The organism is Acinetobacter bohemicus ANC 3994, from assembly GCF_000367925.1.
In the GTDB taxonomy this organism is placed as follows: Bacteria; Pseudomonadota; Gammaproteobacteria; order Pseudomonadales; family Moraxellaceae; genus Acinetobacter; species Acinetobacter bohemicus.
The window spans coordinates 865,397-881,473 of the sequence record NZ_KB849176.1 but is presented as its reverse complement, the minus strand read 5'-3'; the positions used below and the strand labels follow the sequence as shown (position 1 = coordinate 881,473).

At 37.9% G+C, this 16,077-nt stretch carries 19 protein-coding genes; 5 read left to right on the top strand and 14 right to left on the bottom strand.

The window, feature by feature from the left end:
* Positions 1-359: 359 nt before the first annotated feature.
* From F994_RS16915 to ftsY, 4 genes are all read right to left on the bottom strand, one after another.
* Entirely contained in the window at positions 360-1,025 is a 666-nt protein-coding gene (locus tag F994_RS16915; RefSeq protein WP_004651865.1) for a DUF2057 family protein, read from the bottom strand.
* Between the two features lie 207 nt (positions 1,026-1,232).
* A complete protein-coding gene (locus F994_RS16910) occupies positions 1,233-1,826 on the bottom strand; it encodes a nitroreductase family protein (protein WP_004651864.1) in 594 nt (197 codons plus the stop codon).
* Between the two features lie 195 nt (positions 1,827-2,021).
* The gene (locus F994_RS16905; protein WP_004651863.1) at positions 2,022-2,708 is read right to left on the bottom strand and encodes a nitroreductase family protein; all 687 of its coding nucleotides are present in this window, start codon (positions 2,706-2,708) and stop codon (positions 2,022-2,024) included.
* Positions 2,709-2,880: 172 nt separating this feature from the next.
* Positions 2,881-3,981, bottom strand: a complete 1,101-nt coding sequence (gene ftsY, locus F994_RS16900) for a signal recognition particle-docking protein FtsY (protein ID WP_004651862.1) — start codon at positions 3,979-3,981, stop codon at positions 2,881-2,883.
* Between the two features lie 232 nt (positions 3,982-4,213).
* Here ftsY and F994_RS16895 point away from each other — a divergent pair, with 232 nt between their 5' ends.
* Both F994_RS16895 and F994_RS16890 read left to right on the top strand, forming a co-directional pair.
* Positions 4,214-5,554, top strand: coding sequence for a M16 family metallopeptidase (locus F994_RS16895; protein WP_228128069.1), 1,341 nt, complete (start codon positions 4,214-4,216; stop codon positions 5,552-5,554).
* Between the two features lie 11 nt (positions 5,555-5,565).
* Entirely contained in the window at positions 5,566-7,164 is a 1,599-nt protein-coding gene (locus tag F994_RS16890) for a M16 family metallopeptidase (RefSeq protein ID WP_004651860.1), read from the top strand.
* Here F994_RS16890 and F994_RS16885 read toward each other — a convergent pair.
* Together F994_RS16885 and F994_RS16880 are read right to left on the bottom strand one after the other, a co-directional pair.
* Positions 7,094-7,411 carry a hypothetical protein gene (locus F994_RS16885; protein ID WP_004651859.1) on the bottom strand — a complete coding sequence of 106 codons (318 nt, stop codon included), beginning with the start codon at positions 7,409-7,411 and terminating at the stop codon, positions 7,094-7,096. The genes F994_RS16890 and F994_RS16885 overlap by 71 nt on opposite strands.
* A 106-nt stretch (positions 7,412-7,517) precedes the next feature.
* Positions 7,518-7,877 (bottom strand): hypothetical protein, encoded by a 360-nt coding sequence (locus F994_RS16880; RefSeq protein ID WP_004651858.1) that lies wholly within the window; start codon positions 7,875-7,877, stop codon positions 7,518-7,520.
* 221 nt (positions 7,878-8,098) lie between these two features.
* Between F994_RS16880 and F994_RS16875 the strand changes: the two genes are divergently transcribed.
* The 3 genes from F994_RS16875 (at position 8,099) to F994_RS16865 (ending at position 9,409) form a co-directional block, all read left to right on the top strand.
* Entirely contained in the window at positions 8,099-8,332 is a 234-nt protein-coding gene (locus tag F994_RS16875) for an SEL1-like repeat protein (RefSeq protein WP_004651856.1), read from the top strand.
* Positions 8,333-8,470: 138 nt separating this feature from the next.
* On the top strand, positions 8,471-8,845 hold the full coding sequence (locus F994_RS16870) for a DUF2750 domain-containing protein (protein ID WP_004651855.1): 375 nt from the start codon (positions 8,471-8,473) through the stop codon (positions 8,843-8,845).
* A gap of 132 nt (positions 8,846-8,977) precedes the next feature.
* The gene (locus tag F994_RS16865; RefSeq protein ID WP_004651854.1) at positions 8,978-9,409 is read left to right on the top strand and encodes a CBS domain-containing protein; all 432 of its coding nucleotides are present in this window, start codon (positions 8,978-8,980) and stop codon (positions 9,407-9,409) included.
* 153 nt (positions 9,410-9,562) lie between these two features.
* On the opposite strand, the gene trpB is transcribed toward F994_RS16865, so the two are convergent.
* The 8 genes from trpB to F994_RS16825 form a co-directional block, all read right to left on the bottom strand.
* On the bottom strand, positions 9,563-10,771 hold the full coding sequence (gene trpB / locus F994_RS16860; RefSeq protein ID WP_004651853.1) for a tryptophan synthase subunit beta: 1,209 nt from the start codon (positions 10,769-10,771) through the stop codon (positions 9,563-9,565).
* A 44-nt stretch (positions 10,772-10,815) separates the two neighbouring features.
* Positions 10,816-12,003, bottom strand: a complete 1,188-nt coding sequence (locus tag F994_RS16855) for a vWA domain-containing protein (protein ID WP_004651851.1) — start codon at positions 12,001-12,003, stop codon at positions 10,816-10,818.
* A 13-nt stretch (positions 12,004-12,016) separates the two neighbouring features.
* Complete coding sequence (locus tag F994_RS16850; protein WP_004651850.1) at positions 12,017-12,868, bottom strand: AAA family ATPase; 852 nt, start codon at positions 12,866-12,868, stop codon at positions 12,017-12,019.
* Positions 12,869-12,889: 21 nt separating this feature from the next.
* Positions 12,890-13,273, bottom strand: a complete 384-nt coding sequence (locus F994_RS16845) for a hypothetical protein (RefSeq protein ID WP_004651849.1) — start codon at positions 13,271-13,273, stop codon at positions 12,890-12,892.
* Positions 13,274-13,299: 26 nt separating this feature from the next.
* Positions 13,300-13,608, bottom strand: a complete 309-nt coding sequence (locus F994_RS16840) for a YcgL domain-containing protein (protein WP_034697329.1) — start codon at positions 13,606-13,608, stop codon at positions 13,300-13,302.
* Positions 13,609-13,737: 129 nt separating this feature from the next.
* On the bottom strand, positions 13,738-14,880 hold the full coding sequence (locus F994_RS16835) for a ribonuclease D (protein WP_004651847.1): 1,143 nt from the start codon (positions 14,878-14,880) through the stop codon (positions 13,738-13,740).
* A gap of 223 nt (positions 14,881-15,103) precedes the next feature.
* Positions 15,104-15,700, bottom strand: coding sequence for a recombination mediator RecR (recR, locus tag F994_RS16830; protein WP_004651846.1), 597 nt, complete (start codon positions 15,698-15,700; stop codon positions 15,104-15,106).
* 12 nt (positions 15,701-15,712) lie between these two features.
* Positions 15,713-16,042, bottom strand: coding sequence for a YbaB/EbfC family nucleoid-associated protein (locus F994_RS16825; RefSeq protein WP_004651845.1), 330 nt, complete (start codon positions 16,040-16,042; stop codon positions 15,713-15,715).
* Positions 16,043-16,077 lie beyond the last annotated feature (35 nt).

The following is a 16,077-nucleotide window of genomic DNA, read 5'->3' as shown; positions in this document are numbered from 1 at the left end:
TTCGATCAATCAACCAGTAAAAATCCACACAAGTTGTTCTTCATAATCTCTTAATGATCTTCTTAATACTTCGTCAGTAATTAAGTAGCTCAACTCAATAAACTTAACATCTCAGCACTTCATGCTTCGCTTGTTTCCGTCTATCTCGTCGGGATGCTGCGTATTCTATACAGTTTCTTATCCTGCGCAACCCCTATTTATCAAAAAACAGTAAAAACACAATCGGTTGTTTATTTTTTAAACCAAAATACTATTTTTAGCACTTTTTAAATCTTTTTCCAGCTTTTTTTCATTGATTAATTGCAACAAAAAAGAAAAAACCAGCTTTCGCTGGCTCTTTCTTTTCAATGATGAATAAATTAGTTTGCTTGTTCAGCCAACCAACCCATAAATTTTTGACGTTCGGCTTTACTCGACTTTTGCCAAAGCTGAATAAGTTGCTGATCGGCTGTATTTGTAGCGTTAGTCAATATATTAGAATTTAAAGTTGTTGCCACAGAAGTTCCAGCTTGTGAATAAACTGGTGCAGGTTGATTAACGGGTATTCGTTTCTTCTGAGTTAAATCTGTGGCTTTTGCAAAAATACCCTGTGCCAACCAAGGTTTTGATTCTGTATTTGCACCTGTTTGTTGAATCAGCATTTGATTGTTGTTATCAAATAACGCCACTATAGGCTGTTCAGCATATTTCTTTGCTGCTTCAAAATTTGCTGGTGTATTCACTAATTTTAATTGGTACTTTTCACCATCTTTTAACGGTGGTGTCTTCAAGGTAACCACGCCTGACTTAACAATATCATGCTCACCATTTAGATGTTCAAAATATTGGCTGTAGCGCACGCTAAGACTAATTTCACCTGCATCGACTTTATAATGATTATCCGCTGAACGAAACAGCCCTGTATTAACTTCTTGATCATTCACCGCAAGGATTTTGATTTCTTCGGGCGCTGTAAGCGTTACCGCTGAAAATACAGTACCGCTCATTAGCAATGCAGCCACAGCAAAAGTTAATCTTAAAGCCATTCTACTTTCTCTTTATTCATCATTAAAATTTAATTGCACTATGCAATGTATAAATGACGATTTTATGACAAAGCTGTTTTTAATACCCAGTATTCTCAAGTATTTGTTCAGATAAGCTTTTCATCTTAATAGATATCAATCTGCTTTTCCTAAATCATAAAAAAGAGCGCTATCTAAGCGCTCCGTGTAACTTAAATGATGAATAATTTAGTCGAATTTTTTAAAACGTACTGCATCATCAATAAATGTTTTTTCTCCAGCAGCGGCTTCGATAGAGCCAAATACCAATTGAGCACGTAGTTTCCAATTCTCAGGAAGACTAAAAGCCTCTGCAACTTCATGATCAATCACTGGATTGTAATGCTGTAATGACGCTCCAATATGATGCTCAGCCAATGCTGTCCACACAGTAAACTGTGCAATGCCTGTTGAGTGCTCTGACCATGCTGGAAAATGATCTGCATACAATGGAAATTGTTCTTGCAGTGATTTTACCGTGTCTTGATCTTCAAAAAATAATGCTGTGCCATAACCTGCGGCAAAACTATTAATTTTTGCATTGGTATTTTCAAAAGCCGCTTCTGGCACCATTTTACGTAATGTTCCACGCACGATATCCCAAAATTTTGTATGTGATTTGCCATATAAAGTGACTATACGTGAAGTTTGTGAGTTAAAAGCAGAAGGACTATGACGAACTGTATCTTTAATAATTTGTTCTATTTGATCTTGTGCTAATGCAACATTATTACCAATTGCATAAATAGTACGGCGTTGCTTCATTTGATCTAAAAATGACATTGGATAACCCTCTTGGAATTTTGATAAGAATTATTAGCATGTTTTTATCTTATGTTAATTCTAGAATGAATACATGACTAAAAAAGTGACATTGTGTTTTATTTATAGAACAATCTTATGCACTATTTTCTCATTTCCGGTCGATTTAAAGACATAAAAAAGCACCTAACAGAGAGGTGCTCTTTTAGCCGCCAATTAAACAAATATTTTAAAACGATCACCATCTTGAGGATCAAGTTTTTCGTCAGCCTCTCGCTCAATTGAACCAAAAACCAATTGCGCTCGAAGTAACCATGACGACTCAATACTCAAGTATTGTGCCACGGCCGAATCTATACTGGGATTATAGTGTTGCAAGCAAGCTCCAACACCAGAGTCAGCCAAAGCAGTCCATACTGCATATTGTGCCATGCCTGAAGTCTGTTCTGACCAAATGGGAAAATCCGCTGAATTAAAAGGAATTTGCTTTTGTAGCTGTTGAATGGTGCGCTGATCCTCATAAAAAAGAACCGTACCAAAACCTGCCGCATATTGATCAATTTTCATTTCTGTACCTGCAAAAACATGTACAGCAATTATTTTGCGTTGCACCTCTTTAACAATTTCCCAAAACTTTGCATGAGAATCACCAAAGAGCACCACAATTCTTGAACTTTGAGAATTTAAAGCAGATGGGCAACTTCGTACTGCCTCTTGAATTAATTCTGCCAAGTATGCTTGGCTAAAATGAACTTTTTTCCCCAATACATGAATACTACGACGTTTCTTCAAATGATCAACAAAAGTGAGTTCATGTATTTCTTCAGCCACTTTCTTTTTCAGTTTAAAATCTTTGGTGATATCAGCGGTGAGAACATGCCCAATTTTTTCTAATAATGCCACAGTAGTACTCCCCAATACAGATACTAAAGCTTCTGATTCCTTATATTCTAATCACATATATGGTGCTTCTTTACATAAGTTATTTTTATATGTTGCTTTTTAACTCAAACAATAAAACTCAAAAACAACAAACTCCGCATTTAGCGGAGTTTGTGTGAAACATTAAGCATTTTTACTTTTCTGTTTCGAATAGTGCGGCAACAAATGATTTTGCTGAGAATGGGCGTAAATCATCAATTTTTTCACCCACACCAATAAAACGAATTGGAACATGGGTACGGCTAGCAATATTAAAGAGCACACCACCTTTGGCAGTACCATCAAGTTTAGTAATGGTCAGCCCTGTTAACCCCACTGCTTCATCAAACATTTCGACTTGATTAATCGCATTTTGACCTGTGCCCGCATCAACCACCAACATAATTTCATGTGGTGCTGTTGCGTCAATTTTTTGCATCACTCGTTTTACTTTGGTGAGCTCTTGCATCAAATGACCTTTATTATGTAAACGTCCCGCTGTATCAGCAATTAGGACATCAACACCTTTTGCACGCGCACTTTCAAAAGCATCAAAAATCACTGAAGCACTGTCTGCACCATGACCTTGTGAAACTACTGCAATATTATTACGCTCGCCCCAAATTTGAAGTTGCTCTGTTGCAGCAGCACGGAATGTATCACCTGCCGCTAACATGACCTTCTTACCTTCACCTTGTAAGCGTTTTGCGAGTTTACCAATGGTTGTGGTTTTCCCTACACCATTAACACCCACCACCAAAATTACAAATGGGCTTTTATTTGGATCAATGTGTAAAGGTTTTACCCGTGGTGCAAGCAAAGCCACTAATTCTTCTTGTAAAGCTTTATACAATGAATGTGAATAGATTAAATCACCACGTGCAGTACGTTCGGTTAAATTAGCAATAATGGTTTTGGTCGCATCTACACCAATATCTGCAACCAATAATTGCTCTTCAACTTCTTCCAGCAGTTCATCATCGATTTCTTTACCACCGATAAGAATATTGACCATCCCATCAGCAAGATTTTTACGGGTTTTGGTTAAACCCACTTTCATACGACTAAAAAAGCCACCACCAGAAGTATCTTCTTGCACTGTTTCTGTGGCTACAGGCGCAGAAATAGTTGTCTCTTCTTTTTGAGTTTCAACAATAGAGACATTTACCGCAGGTAAATTCGGTAAAGTGACATCGTCATCCCCGATATCAGCATCAATCAAAAATTTATTTTGTCCATTAGATTGCTGTTGCATGCCGAATCCTTGAAAAGCATTGCGTTAAAAAACAAGGATTCTAGCATAGATTTCCTCTGCAATCCCCAGTAGACATTGAGCACACCAAAAACGAACAACTTCGCCTTGCTTTGAAATCGGAATTTCTTAAAAATAATCCTAAATACAATGAATCACTTTGGTAAATATTGTGCTCAAAAGTTACGTACCACCTTTTCCAAAGCTGTCTTTTTTAAAAAAGCATTTTTTAACCATTGGCTTGGCATTACTTACCATACAAAGCAGTTTGGGACATGCTGAAACACGTAGCACCTTAGCACGCACCACATTTGAAACAACCCTTAGCAATGGTTTAAAGGTGATTATTCGTGAAGACCATCGCTCTCCTATGGTGATGACTCAAATTTGGTATGGCGTTGGTAACAGTGATGAATCGGGTAACTTATTAGGAATATCTCATGTGCTGGAACACATGATGTTTAAAGGCACCAATAAAGTTCCAAATGATGAATTTACCCGTTTAAGCCGTCTTTATGGTGGCAGTGTCAATGCTTCAACCTTTACCAACTACACCAATTATTACCAGCTTTATCCTAAAACCTATTTACCCATGGCTTTAGAACTTGAATCTGACCGCATGAGTAATTTGCTATTACGTCAGCAAGATTTTGAGCCTGAAATTAAAGTAGTGATGGAGGAACGTCGTTTACGCACCGATGACAACCCAAGATCGCTGGCTTTTGAACGATTCAAATGGATCAGCTATCCAACCAGTCACTATAGACAACCCGTGATTGGCTATATGAAAAATCTTCAGAATATTCAGCTTGAAGATGTCAAAAAATGGTATCGCGATTGGTATACACCCAACAACGCCATTTTGATTATTGTCGGTGATGTTGATTCCGAAAGCACCCTACTGCAAGTACAAAAGTATTTCGGCGATATTCCGGCTAGAAAAACCCCTCCACGCAATGATGTATTGGAATTTGATCGTGTTGGTTACCGCCATATGGAACTCAATTTACCTGTACAAGTGCCTAATTTATATATGGCATGGAATGTCCGCTCATTGGTCACAGCAAAAAACCCACAAGATGCGTATGCACTCACCATTATTAAAAATGTATTAGATAGTGGTATTTCTTCACGGCTACAAGACCGTCTGGTCAGGGACAAGAAAGTTCTGACTGCAATTAGTGTTTCTTACGATCCTTATAATCGAGGAGATAGCTTATTGAGTATTTCTGCATTACCCACCGATGGCGTGAGCTTACAAAATGCAGAAAAAGCCATTCAAAGTGAAATTGATTTATTAAAAACCGAACTCATTCAAGCCGAAGAGGTTGAACGTGTGACGGCTAAATTCGTCTCTAATTTAGTTTATAGCCAAGATGATATTGCAGGTCAAACCAAGATGATCGGCAACTTAGAAATCAACGGTTTAAGTTTCCGTTTAATGGATGAACTGCCTAAACATTTTGAAACAGTAACGCCACAAGATATTCAACGCGTTGCAAATAGTTATTTTGTCCGTGACAACCTCAGCACTTTATATCTTTCGCCTGTTTCACCTGAAAATAAAGCACAATAATGGAATTTTATATGTTTAAGCTACGACCTTTTATCTTACTCAGTTCCATTATTTGTACTCAATCTGTCATTGCGAATGTGGATTTAAATAACGTAAATTTAAATAATCTAGGCGATAATCAGCCGACAGATTTAAAATCAATTCCTCTTTTACAAAGTTTGAAAAACGACAATAAGCAACTTCAATTTCGCGCGCCTGATGTACATGAACTGAAAAATCGTTACAAAGTTCGAACATTGTTTGTCGAATCGCAAAATTTACCCATTATTGACATTCAATTGACCTTCAATGCAGGCTCAGCGCGGGATGAAGAAATCGCCGCTGGCTTATATGGTGTTGCCAATATGGCTGCGCAACTGCTTGATGAAGGGACCGAGAAATATACCGCTAACGAAATTGCCAGTGCTTTTGAAGCGGTTGGTGCTCAGTTTAGTGTGAAAGCTTATCGTGATATGTTCATTGTAAAACTGCGGGTATTATCCGATCCGAAAAAACTTGAGCCTGCATTGAATATGATGCTGGAAGTTTTAAATCATTCCACCTTCAAAAAATCCAGTATTCATTTAATGCTCACCAACACCCAAGTGGGTCAAAAGCAAGTTCAAGAAAACCCAAGCCGAATGATGAATATTCAATTTTACCGCGCATTATATGGCAAACACCCCTATGCTGAACCGATTACGGGAACGCAGCGCAGTATTAGTAAAATCACACCAGTTGAACTCAAACAATTTAGTGACCAATTTTTAGTGGCACAAAATATGAATATTGCCATTACAGGTCAACTCAATCCCAAAGAAGCACTCAAACTTTCTGAACGTATTGCAAAAAATTTAAAGCAAGGGGAAAAAGCAAAACCGCTCACTCAACCCATAGATAAGTCTAGTTTTGACATCCGTCATATGGCTTTTAATTCCAGCCAAGCTCATGTCATTATGGGTCATTTAGGTACGACACGATTTGACTCAGACCGTTTAGCCTTAGAAGTTGCGAATCAAATGTTCGGAGGAACTGGCTTTAATTCGGTGTTAATGAAAGAACTACGTGTCAAACGTGGTTATACCTATGGCGCTTATAGTTCATTTTCATTTAGCCAAGCTCCCGGAACCTTTAGTCTTAGTTACTCCACAAAACAAGACCAACTCCTCGACAGCATACAGGTGGCTCATCGAGCTTTGGTCGATTTTGTCAAGCAACCGATTGATCAAAAACAATTAGAAGAAACCAAAGCAGGGATGTTGCGTGCTTTTCCCAACAATTATAGTAGCAATGCCAATATTAATGCTCAGTTAGGCTCAATGGGGTTTTACAATCAAACTGCGGACTATTTAAATGAATACCCACGCTTATTAGAAAAAATGACTGCGCAAGATGTACAAAATGCGATTCAAAAACACATTCACCCTGAACGACTTACAATCATCGTGGTGAATGACAAATTAGATAAAAAAGCTTTGGAAATGACACTTAATCAAAACCTAGTCCCTCAAGCACCGACACTTAAACCACCATCAATAGAGCAAATCCCCAAAACGATTATTACTCCACCTGCAAAGGAGGTAATTGATGTGCCTGCGTCATTTCCAAATGATGCGCCTGCATCAATTTAAAATATTGTCCATAAGGAACCTGTTGCTGCTGCATCAGTGACAATGCCATTTGCTGAGTGTCTGGGTAACTGGCTTGATATGAAAGTTTGACAACATTTTCAAATTGCGTGAGTGAAATGGGGCGATGAAGGGCAATTAAAGCAAGCATCAATATAACGGCAACAATGGTCACGATGAGCATGTTATAAACATATTCAAGCTTTATATTAGATTTAAATTGAACAATTTTTTGTATAGCAATATGCATAGCCTACCTCGAACTGAAGGTAGTTTAGGATGCCGTATTCAGAAGTACAAGCGGATTTGCTCAATTTCAATGCATTTGTAACAGAAATTGAGCAATCCTCATCAGCCTATCCAACAAGATTTCTAATCACTGCAAAATAAAGGACCAATGCAATAATCCCTAACACAAGCATAATTGCAAACGCACTCAGACCTTGTTCTGAATCTACTGAATGTAGCTCATCATCATCTGCTATGCGCCTTAACTCGCCATTATAAACTTGATAAAATTCTTCACGTTGTTGTGGATCTAATTGGCGGGTAAAATCGTAAACTCTTTTACGTTGTGCTAAACAATAGTCCCCTAAGTGAATTTCTTCATGAAAAATAGCTTCATCTAAATTTTTTCGATGCTGATGAGCCAGCTCAACAATTTGAGAACTTGTTGGAGGCAAATCAAAAGTCAAACCATCAAATGTTTTTGTCATGTTCTTCTCCTTATATTTACGACTTCCAGTATATGTATATTAATAAAAATTCATTTTGTAGATTGTTTAATCATGTAAACTTGTTTTTATAAGTACAACCCACATATATTGTTTGACAATTCAAGTTTATTGTAATATTACTTTAACAAAGGTAAGTTAAATTAATATAAAGACAAATTGAACTGTCTTTTAGCAATCATAATTACAATAAGGAGTTTTATATGATTCATCAACTCTCTCACCAAGACTTAGAACATGTGTATGCAGACGCAGTAAACACCATTCAATCACAAATGAATTTTTCAGATGCGGTTCAACAATTGGAAGAAGTCGCGCGTGCTGGACATGGTAAAGCAGCATTGTTCTTAGCAGAACTTTATTATCAAGGTTTTCGTGTAGAACGAGACTCACTCAAAGCACAATATTGGCAGAATTTAGCCACTATGCAAGCTTAATAAAACGTCACTAAGGTGGCGTTTTTTTAACCCTATTCTTTTTAAATACATATTTATTTACATTGTTTCTTAAAGCTTACACTGAACTTTCATCTAAATTTCTTACAATAGAGTCTGAATTCAATAGACGTTTTTAACATGAAACAAATTAATTCATTACAACTCATTCCTAAAGATTTATTCTTTAAAATTACCATTTTAAAATCGATGATGTACTGTGGTGTACTTTGGGGCTTATATCATGAACAAGGTTGGGCAATGATGTCTGATCATCAAGATTTCATTTTTCCATTTTGGCTGAACAGTGTCCAAGCACATAAATATGCCCAACTACATTGGCCCAATTACACCCCTCGCAAAATCACCCCAAATGATTTCCAAGAATATCTACTGCCGACATTGACTCGTTTACGTGTTACCCCTGCACTATGTAATTCTTCAAGCCAAAAATTTAAATTAACTACTCAGCAGATGCGTCATTTCTTTTTCTCTGAGTCTTTAAAACCTGCTTAATTTTGTATCGAAATCGTTAAAGTAAAATAAAGAGAAATGTAAAATGAAATTTCTGACTTGAAAAGTCTTTGCATTTTCCTTATTTCGCGCTAAGTTTAATGTCAAACAATAAACAACAAAGGGTGACTATAAATGACCAATGTAGCACAAGTTATTCAGAACAAAATTGAACAAAACATCTTTACGATTAGCCCTGAATCGACTGTACTTGAAGCAATTTCACTTATGGCGGATAAAGGCATTGGTGCACTCGTGGTCACTGATCAAGATAAAGTTGTGGGTATTTTTTCTGAGCGTGATTACACACGTAAAATTATACTCATGGAACGCACCTCTAAAGAGACCACAGTCAGTGAAATTATGACTGCGAAAGTGCTTACCGTCACCAAATCGAATAGTGTTGAAGATTGTTTAAACCTTATGACAGATCGCCATCTACGCCATCTACCCGTTGTTGAAAATGATAAACTGATTGGCTTAATCTCAATTGGTGACTTAGTCAAAGTTGTGATGGAAGACCAACGTAAATTAATTGATCAATTACAACAATATATCGCAAGTTGAGTTTTCAAAACCGATAAAAAAACCTCTCTATTGAGAGGTTTCTTTAATCCTTCTAAATCATTCCTCAATAAAAGGAGACTTTTACTCTTCTCTTTATAGAAATGAAAGAGAAAGCCCCCTCTTTTCAAAAGGCTGATTTAGGGAAATTTTATACTAATTTAAGCCTAATTTTTCGGCCACATAGTCAGCGTCTTTATCACCACGACCAGATAAGTTAACCACGATTTTTATATCTTTCGGCATTTTAGGTGCTTCACGAATAGCCCAAGCCACTGCATGTGAACTTTCTAGCGCCGGAACAATTCCTTCCACTCGCGACAAGGTCATAAATGCATCTAAACATTCTTGATCGGTTGCCGTTGAATATTCCACTCGACCTAAATCTTTAAGGAAACTATGTTGTGGCCCAACACCAGGATAATCCAAACCAGATGCAATTGAATGTACAGGTAAAGGTTCACCCTGCTCATCCTCAAGTACATAACAAGCCATACCATGCAGTTGACTCGGTTTACCCAAAGTCAATGTTGCTGAATGCATATTGGTGTCCAAACCATGACCAGCAGGCTCAACCCCTACTAGCTTCACATCAGGTTCATTCAAAAATGCAGTGAATGCCCCCATCGCATTTGAACCACCACCCACACATGCAACAATGTAATCTGGGTTTGAACCAAAACGATCCTTGGTTTGAACTTTAATTTCGTCACCAATAATAGACTGAAAATCACGAACCATTTTTGGAAATGGGTGTGGGCCAACCACTGAACCAATCGCATAGATAAAATTTTTCGGATCTTTTAGATATTCATCAAACGCACTGTCTACAGCATCTTTTAATGTTGCGGTTCCACGTGTTACAGCAATCAGCTTTGCACCCAAAATTTTCATTTTAACGACATTTGGATGTTCTTTTTCAATATCCACTTGCCCCATATGAATTTCACATGGAATACCAACCAGTGCACATGCTGTTGCTAAAGCAACGCCATGTTGACCTGCACCTGTTTCTGCAATTACTTTGCTTTTACCCATATATTTCGCAAGTAAAGCTTCACCTAAACAGTGATTAATTTTGTGTGCACCCGTGTGGTTTAAATCTTCACGTTTGAGATAAATTTGCGCCCCACCCAATTGATCAGACAACCGTTTTGCATGAAACAATGGACTTGGACGACCCACATAATTTGCAAATAAATCAGCTAATTCATTTTTAAATTCAGCCGTATGACGAATTTTTTCATACGCAAGATTAATTTCATCCATTGCTTCTTTTAAATGGGGCGGAATAAATTGACCACCATATTGCCCAAAGAAACCTTCTTCGTTTGGTAATGCAATACCATTAATTTGATGATTCATTGTCACCCCCTATATTTAAAAAGAACGTGTTGATTTTAGTATGTTTAGCGAGCTAAATATTTTGTCATATCCTCTACACCCTTTAAGGTCATCGGATACATATGATCTTCAAAAATTTGCTTAATTAAGCCAATGGTATGTGTGTAATGCCAATAACTGTCTTGTTCAGGGTTGAGCCATGCTGTTTTTTCAAAATGTTGACGTAAACGCTGTAACCAAACATTGCCGGCTTCATCATTCATATATTCAACCGAACCACCGATCGAGGTCAGCTCATAGGGTGCCATACTGGCATCCCCTACAACAATTACACGATAGTCGCGACCATAGGTATTCAACAAATCCCATGTGTTCATACGCGTACTAGAGCGGCGAATGTTGTCCTTCCACACATAGTCATATAGACAGTTATGGAAATAAAAATATTCTAAGGTTTTAAATTCAGTTTTTGCCGCACCAAATAGCTTTTCACATTGAGCAATGTGCGAATCCATCGATCCGCCCACATCAAACAACATTAAAACTTTCACTCGGTTACGACGCTCAGGAACAAGCTGAACATCCAAAATGCCCTGCTTCGCTGTTTCGCGAATAGTGCCATTAATATCCAGTTCTTCAGCTGCCCCCTGACGCGCAAATTTACGTAAACGACGCAATGCCATTTGCATTTGACGTGTGCCTAAAATCTGCCCATCATCTAAATTTTGATATTTACGCTGTTCCCAAACTTTAACCGCTGAACGCTTACGACCCGGTCCACCAATACGCACACCTTCAGGATGATCGCCAAAAGCACCGAATGGTGATGTACCACCCGTGCCGATCATCTTATTACCACCTTGATGCTTTTTGTGTTGCTCACGCAGACGTTCTTCTAACATCTTCATGAGTTCTTCAAGCGAGCCGGCTTTTTTCAGTTCTTCGCGCTGTTCAGGTGTGAGATGTTTTTCAAGTAGTTCCAGATCGAACCAATCTTTCGGCAATTTATCAACTTGCTTGAGCAAATCATCCAAATCAAAAGTTGAAATACCATCAAAATAATCTTTCATGGCACGGTCAAATTTGTCAAAGAAGCGCTCATCTTTAACCATAACCGTTTTTGCTAATTGATAGAATTCATCTTGATCTGCAAAAACCAAACCTTCGCTGACTGCATGATTTAAATCAATGAGTTCACGCGTCGATACAGGCACACCGTATTTTCTTAATGTATAAAACAATCGTACGAACATAGGTGATCACCTATTAACGTCGTGACATGAAAGCAAGGCGCTCTAGTAATTGTACATCTTGCTCATTTTTGATTAATGCACCATATAAGGGTGGAATGGCTTTCGATTTATCATGATTACGCAATACATCTTCAGGCATATCATCTGCCATCAGCAAGCTTAACCAATCAATCAACTCAGAAGTCGATGGCGGTTTTTTCAATCCCGAAACCTGACGAAGTTTAAAGAAAACTTGTAAAGCCTGATTCACCAAAGTTGCCGAAATTTTAGGAAAATGCACATCAATAATTTCACGCATTGTGCTTTCATCTGGAAATTCAATATAGTGAAAGAAACAACGGCGCAAGAAAGCATCGGGTAATTCTTTTTCATTATTCGAGGTAATAATGACAATCGGACGTTGCGTCGCCGTAATGGTTTCCCCAGTCTCATACACAAAGAACGACATTTTATCGAGTTCGTGTAAAAGGTCATTTGGGAATTCAATATCCGCTTTATCAATTTCATCAATCAGCAACACACAGCGTTCTTCACTGGTAAAAGCTTCCCACAATTTACCGGGTTTAATATAGTTTTTAATATCATACACACGGTCATCACCCAACTGGCTATCACGTAGACGCGAAACCGCATCATATTCGTACAAACCTTGCTGCGCTTTGGTGGTGGATTTAATGTGCCAAGTCATGAGTTTCAAACCTAGACTTTGTGCCACTTGCTCTGCAAGCAATGTTTTACCTGTACCCGGCTCACCCTTCACCAAAAGAGGTTTTTGCAATGTACGTGCAGCTTTGACTGCTAATTTTAAACTTTCAGTGGCGATGTACTGATCTGTACCGACAAATTGTTGAGTATCAACAGACATGATTTAACCTTATTGTTTTACTTAAAGTGGTGAACTATTTTTGTTTACGACAAATTTTGCTTTTTTGGCTGTGTATTGGGACCATAAATAGCCAACCACCAAACCAAGCCCAACAACAAATAAAATGAGTGAGGCATTTGACCACACCAAAGCATTTTCTTTGGTCAAAATACCAAATAACAAACCAAAAAATGCTGGGGCGATGGAAGCGTTATTCCCTTCAGAAACCGTCGGGGTGAGTAAAATCGCGAATCCAATCATCCACGTTATACCACCAAAAGGTTTAGGCAAGCGTTTTGCAATCGCATACCATGACCAAAGCATAATGACACTTCCTAACAAATAAACCGTTATGGCAATGCTATCTTCAGGAATTGAATCTAGTAGTGCAAGAAAACTATTCATCGTGAACTCCAACTCCTGAATCGATTTTAAGCACCGCGCAAACCTTCTGGTGCAACTGCATTCGGATTGATCAATCCTTCTGGCGGAATCTGAATAAAGAAGCCTTTACTTTGAATTGAATCCATCACATGCAAAACATTCACACGGGCTAATTTGCGCTCTTCAGATAACTCTAAATCCATAACAAAAGTTACACGACCAAATGCTGCACGCATCGCTTCAGGTAGAATTTCAAGCGGGTTCGCTGCTTCAGCTTCATTTTCAGTTGGCTCAGGACGGGCAATGTAAAGATACATTTCAGCTTTTTTGCTAGATTTGAAAATTGAACAATGCATAGTTGAAACAGTACTCATTAAACTTGGCTCAAGCATACAACAAAAAAAAGACGGATACATTAGTGATTATTAACGCATCGGTCTTGATTTTGTATAAATGATAATTCTTTAAGCAATCTGCCTAAAGAATTATTCCATCACCTTCATCTGGGTGGATAGATAATTTTCATCGGCATGCAAAACATCAATCAATGGTTTCGTTAACAAATCATAGCGCCAACCTAAGAGATAAGCCGGTAAATTTTGTTCATCATTATGAAAGACCACATGCTGATACAATGCATTGAGCCATTTTTTACGCATCAACACTTCTTTAGGTATGGTGGTTTCATTCACCACAGCTTGAATAACAGCATCGACCTTTTCACCAATATCTTTTGATGAATGACGAATTGGACGTGCCAGACGCAGTGGCCACTCTGCCTGTTCTGGCAAAAACTTCAGCAAATCTAGAATGGTTTTACCATGATCACGCACAATATTTTGACGAATATCTCGAATGCCTGATAACTGGAAGTGATTGCATGGATTTTTTTCGACCAAGTCAATCATGGTTGAACTTTTCAAAATAAAACTACGTGGATAATTCAACGCTTTTACAATCTGCTCACGCCACGCAGCTAATTGTTGTAACTGCATCAATTGACGGCGTGAATGACGATAATTGCCAATATCATGGTAAAGCCGTTCTAACGGCGTTTCTTGCCCAATTTCATAAGTCAAATGACGACAATCTTCGAGTGCAAAATCAAGTAAATCTTTATCAGTTAATTCATTTTGAATCTTATCGGACAAATTCATCAAATACAGCACATCATTGGCTGCATAAGTCAGTTGTTCTGGGCTAAGCGGACGTGCTAACCAATCAGATCTAGTCTGGTCTTTATCAATATCAACATCCAGCATTTGTTTTAATGCATTTTGATAACTAACTTGCAATCCATGTCCCAAAAAAGACATTCCGACTTGAGTATCAAAAACATTATTTAAGGTTTTTTGCTGTGCATAATGATAAATTAAATCGATGTCTTCACTACAGGCATGAAATATATTTTGCTGTGCTTGAAATAATTTTTCCCAGAATAGAGACAAATCTAAACTTGCCCCATCAAGCAAAAAAACTTGATCTGCAACATTAATTTGAAATACACCCAATTTAGGCCATAGGGTATCTACTTTGATGAATTCTGTGTCTAATCCATAAATGGATGTTTGACTCATCAAATGTAAAATATTTTCTAAGTCTGGTTGTTGCTGAATGAATTGAAACATATTACCGAGTCTAAAATCAGATTCTCTTTAAAAGCATATTAACCGATATATAACATTTAGATATAACAAATTTTACTCGCATAATGTCTATTCACTGTATTTTTAGCATTTAAATGAAAAGGCAATGAGTTTTTATATCTTTTTTATATAAGTTTAAACGTGAATTATACACCTTTTACTTATCTTTCACTGTTGCATAATGAATGAAATAAGTAGATTGCACTTATTTCATTCGCATTCGATTATGTACCGCTTGGCTTAAAGTATGACTATCCACATATTCAAGTTCTCCCCCTTGAGGAACCCCTTGAGCAATTCGCGTCATTTGCACAGGTAAATGCTTAGTGGCTTCCACCAAGTAATGTGCTGTTGCCTGACCTTCTACGGTCGCATTGGTTGCTAAAATGACTTCTGCAATTGTGCCTGCGCTGAGTCGCTGCACCAAATATGGAATACCAATCTCTTCAGGGCCAATGCCATCAAGCGGTGACAAATGTCCACCTAATACATGATATTTACCACGAAAACTACCACTTTGTTCAATCGCCATCACGTCCGCAGGTGATTCAACGACGCATAAAATCTGATCATCACGTTCATGTGAAAGACAAATATCACAAATTTCATTTTCAGTCAGCGAATGACAAACGCTACATTCATGAATATAGGTCGTTGCTTCATTTAAAGCATGTGCCAACCCTATCGCACCTTCTCTATTTTTCATGATCAGGTGTAATGCCATACGCTGAGCCGATTTCGGCCCAACGCTTGGCAATATACGTAAAGCTTGCACCAGTTGATCAAATCGATCACTAAACACTAAACGTATTCCTTAAAATAAACCTGCAAGACCTGGTGGTAAGCCCATACCAGAGTTAGCCGCTTTCATTCTTTCTTCAGAAACCGCTTCCGCTTGACGCGCAGCATCATTCATTGCAGCTGCAATTAAGTCTTCAATCATATCGGCATCATCCTGAAGAAGTTCAGGACTAATTTCGATACGCTTTACCACATTACGGCATGTCATCGTAACTTTAACCAAACCACCGCCTGCTTCCGCATGCACTTCAGTTTGAGCAAGTTCTTCTTTTGCCTTTTTCATGTTGACTTCAACGTCTTTTTGCATACGCTGAGCTTGTTGCATTAACATATTAATGTTCATAAAAATCTCCGAACAAACAATTTCTAAATCAATAT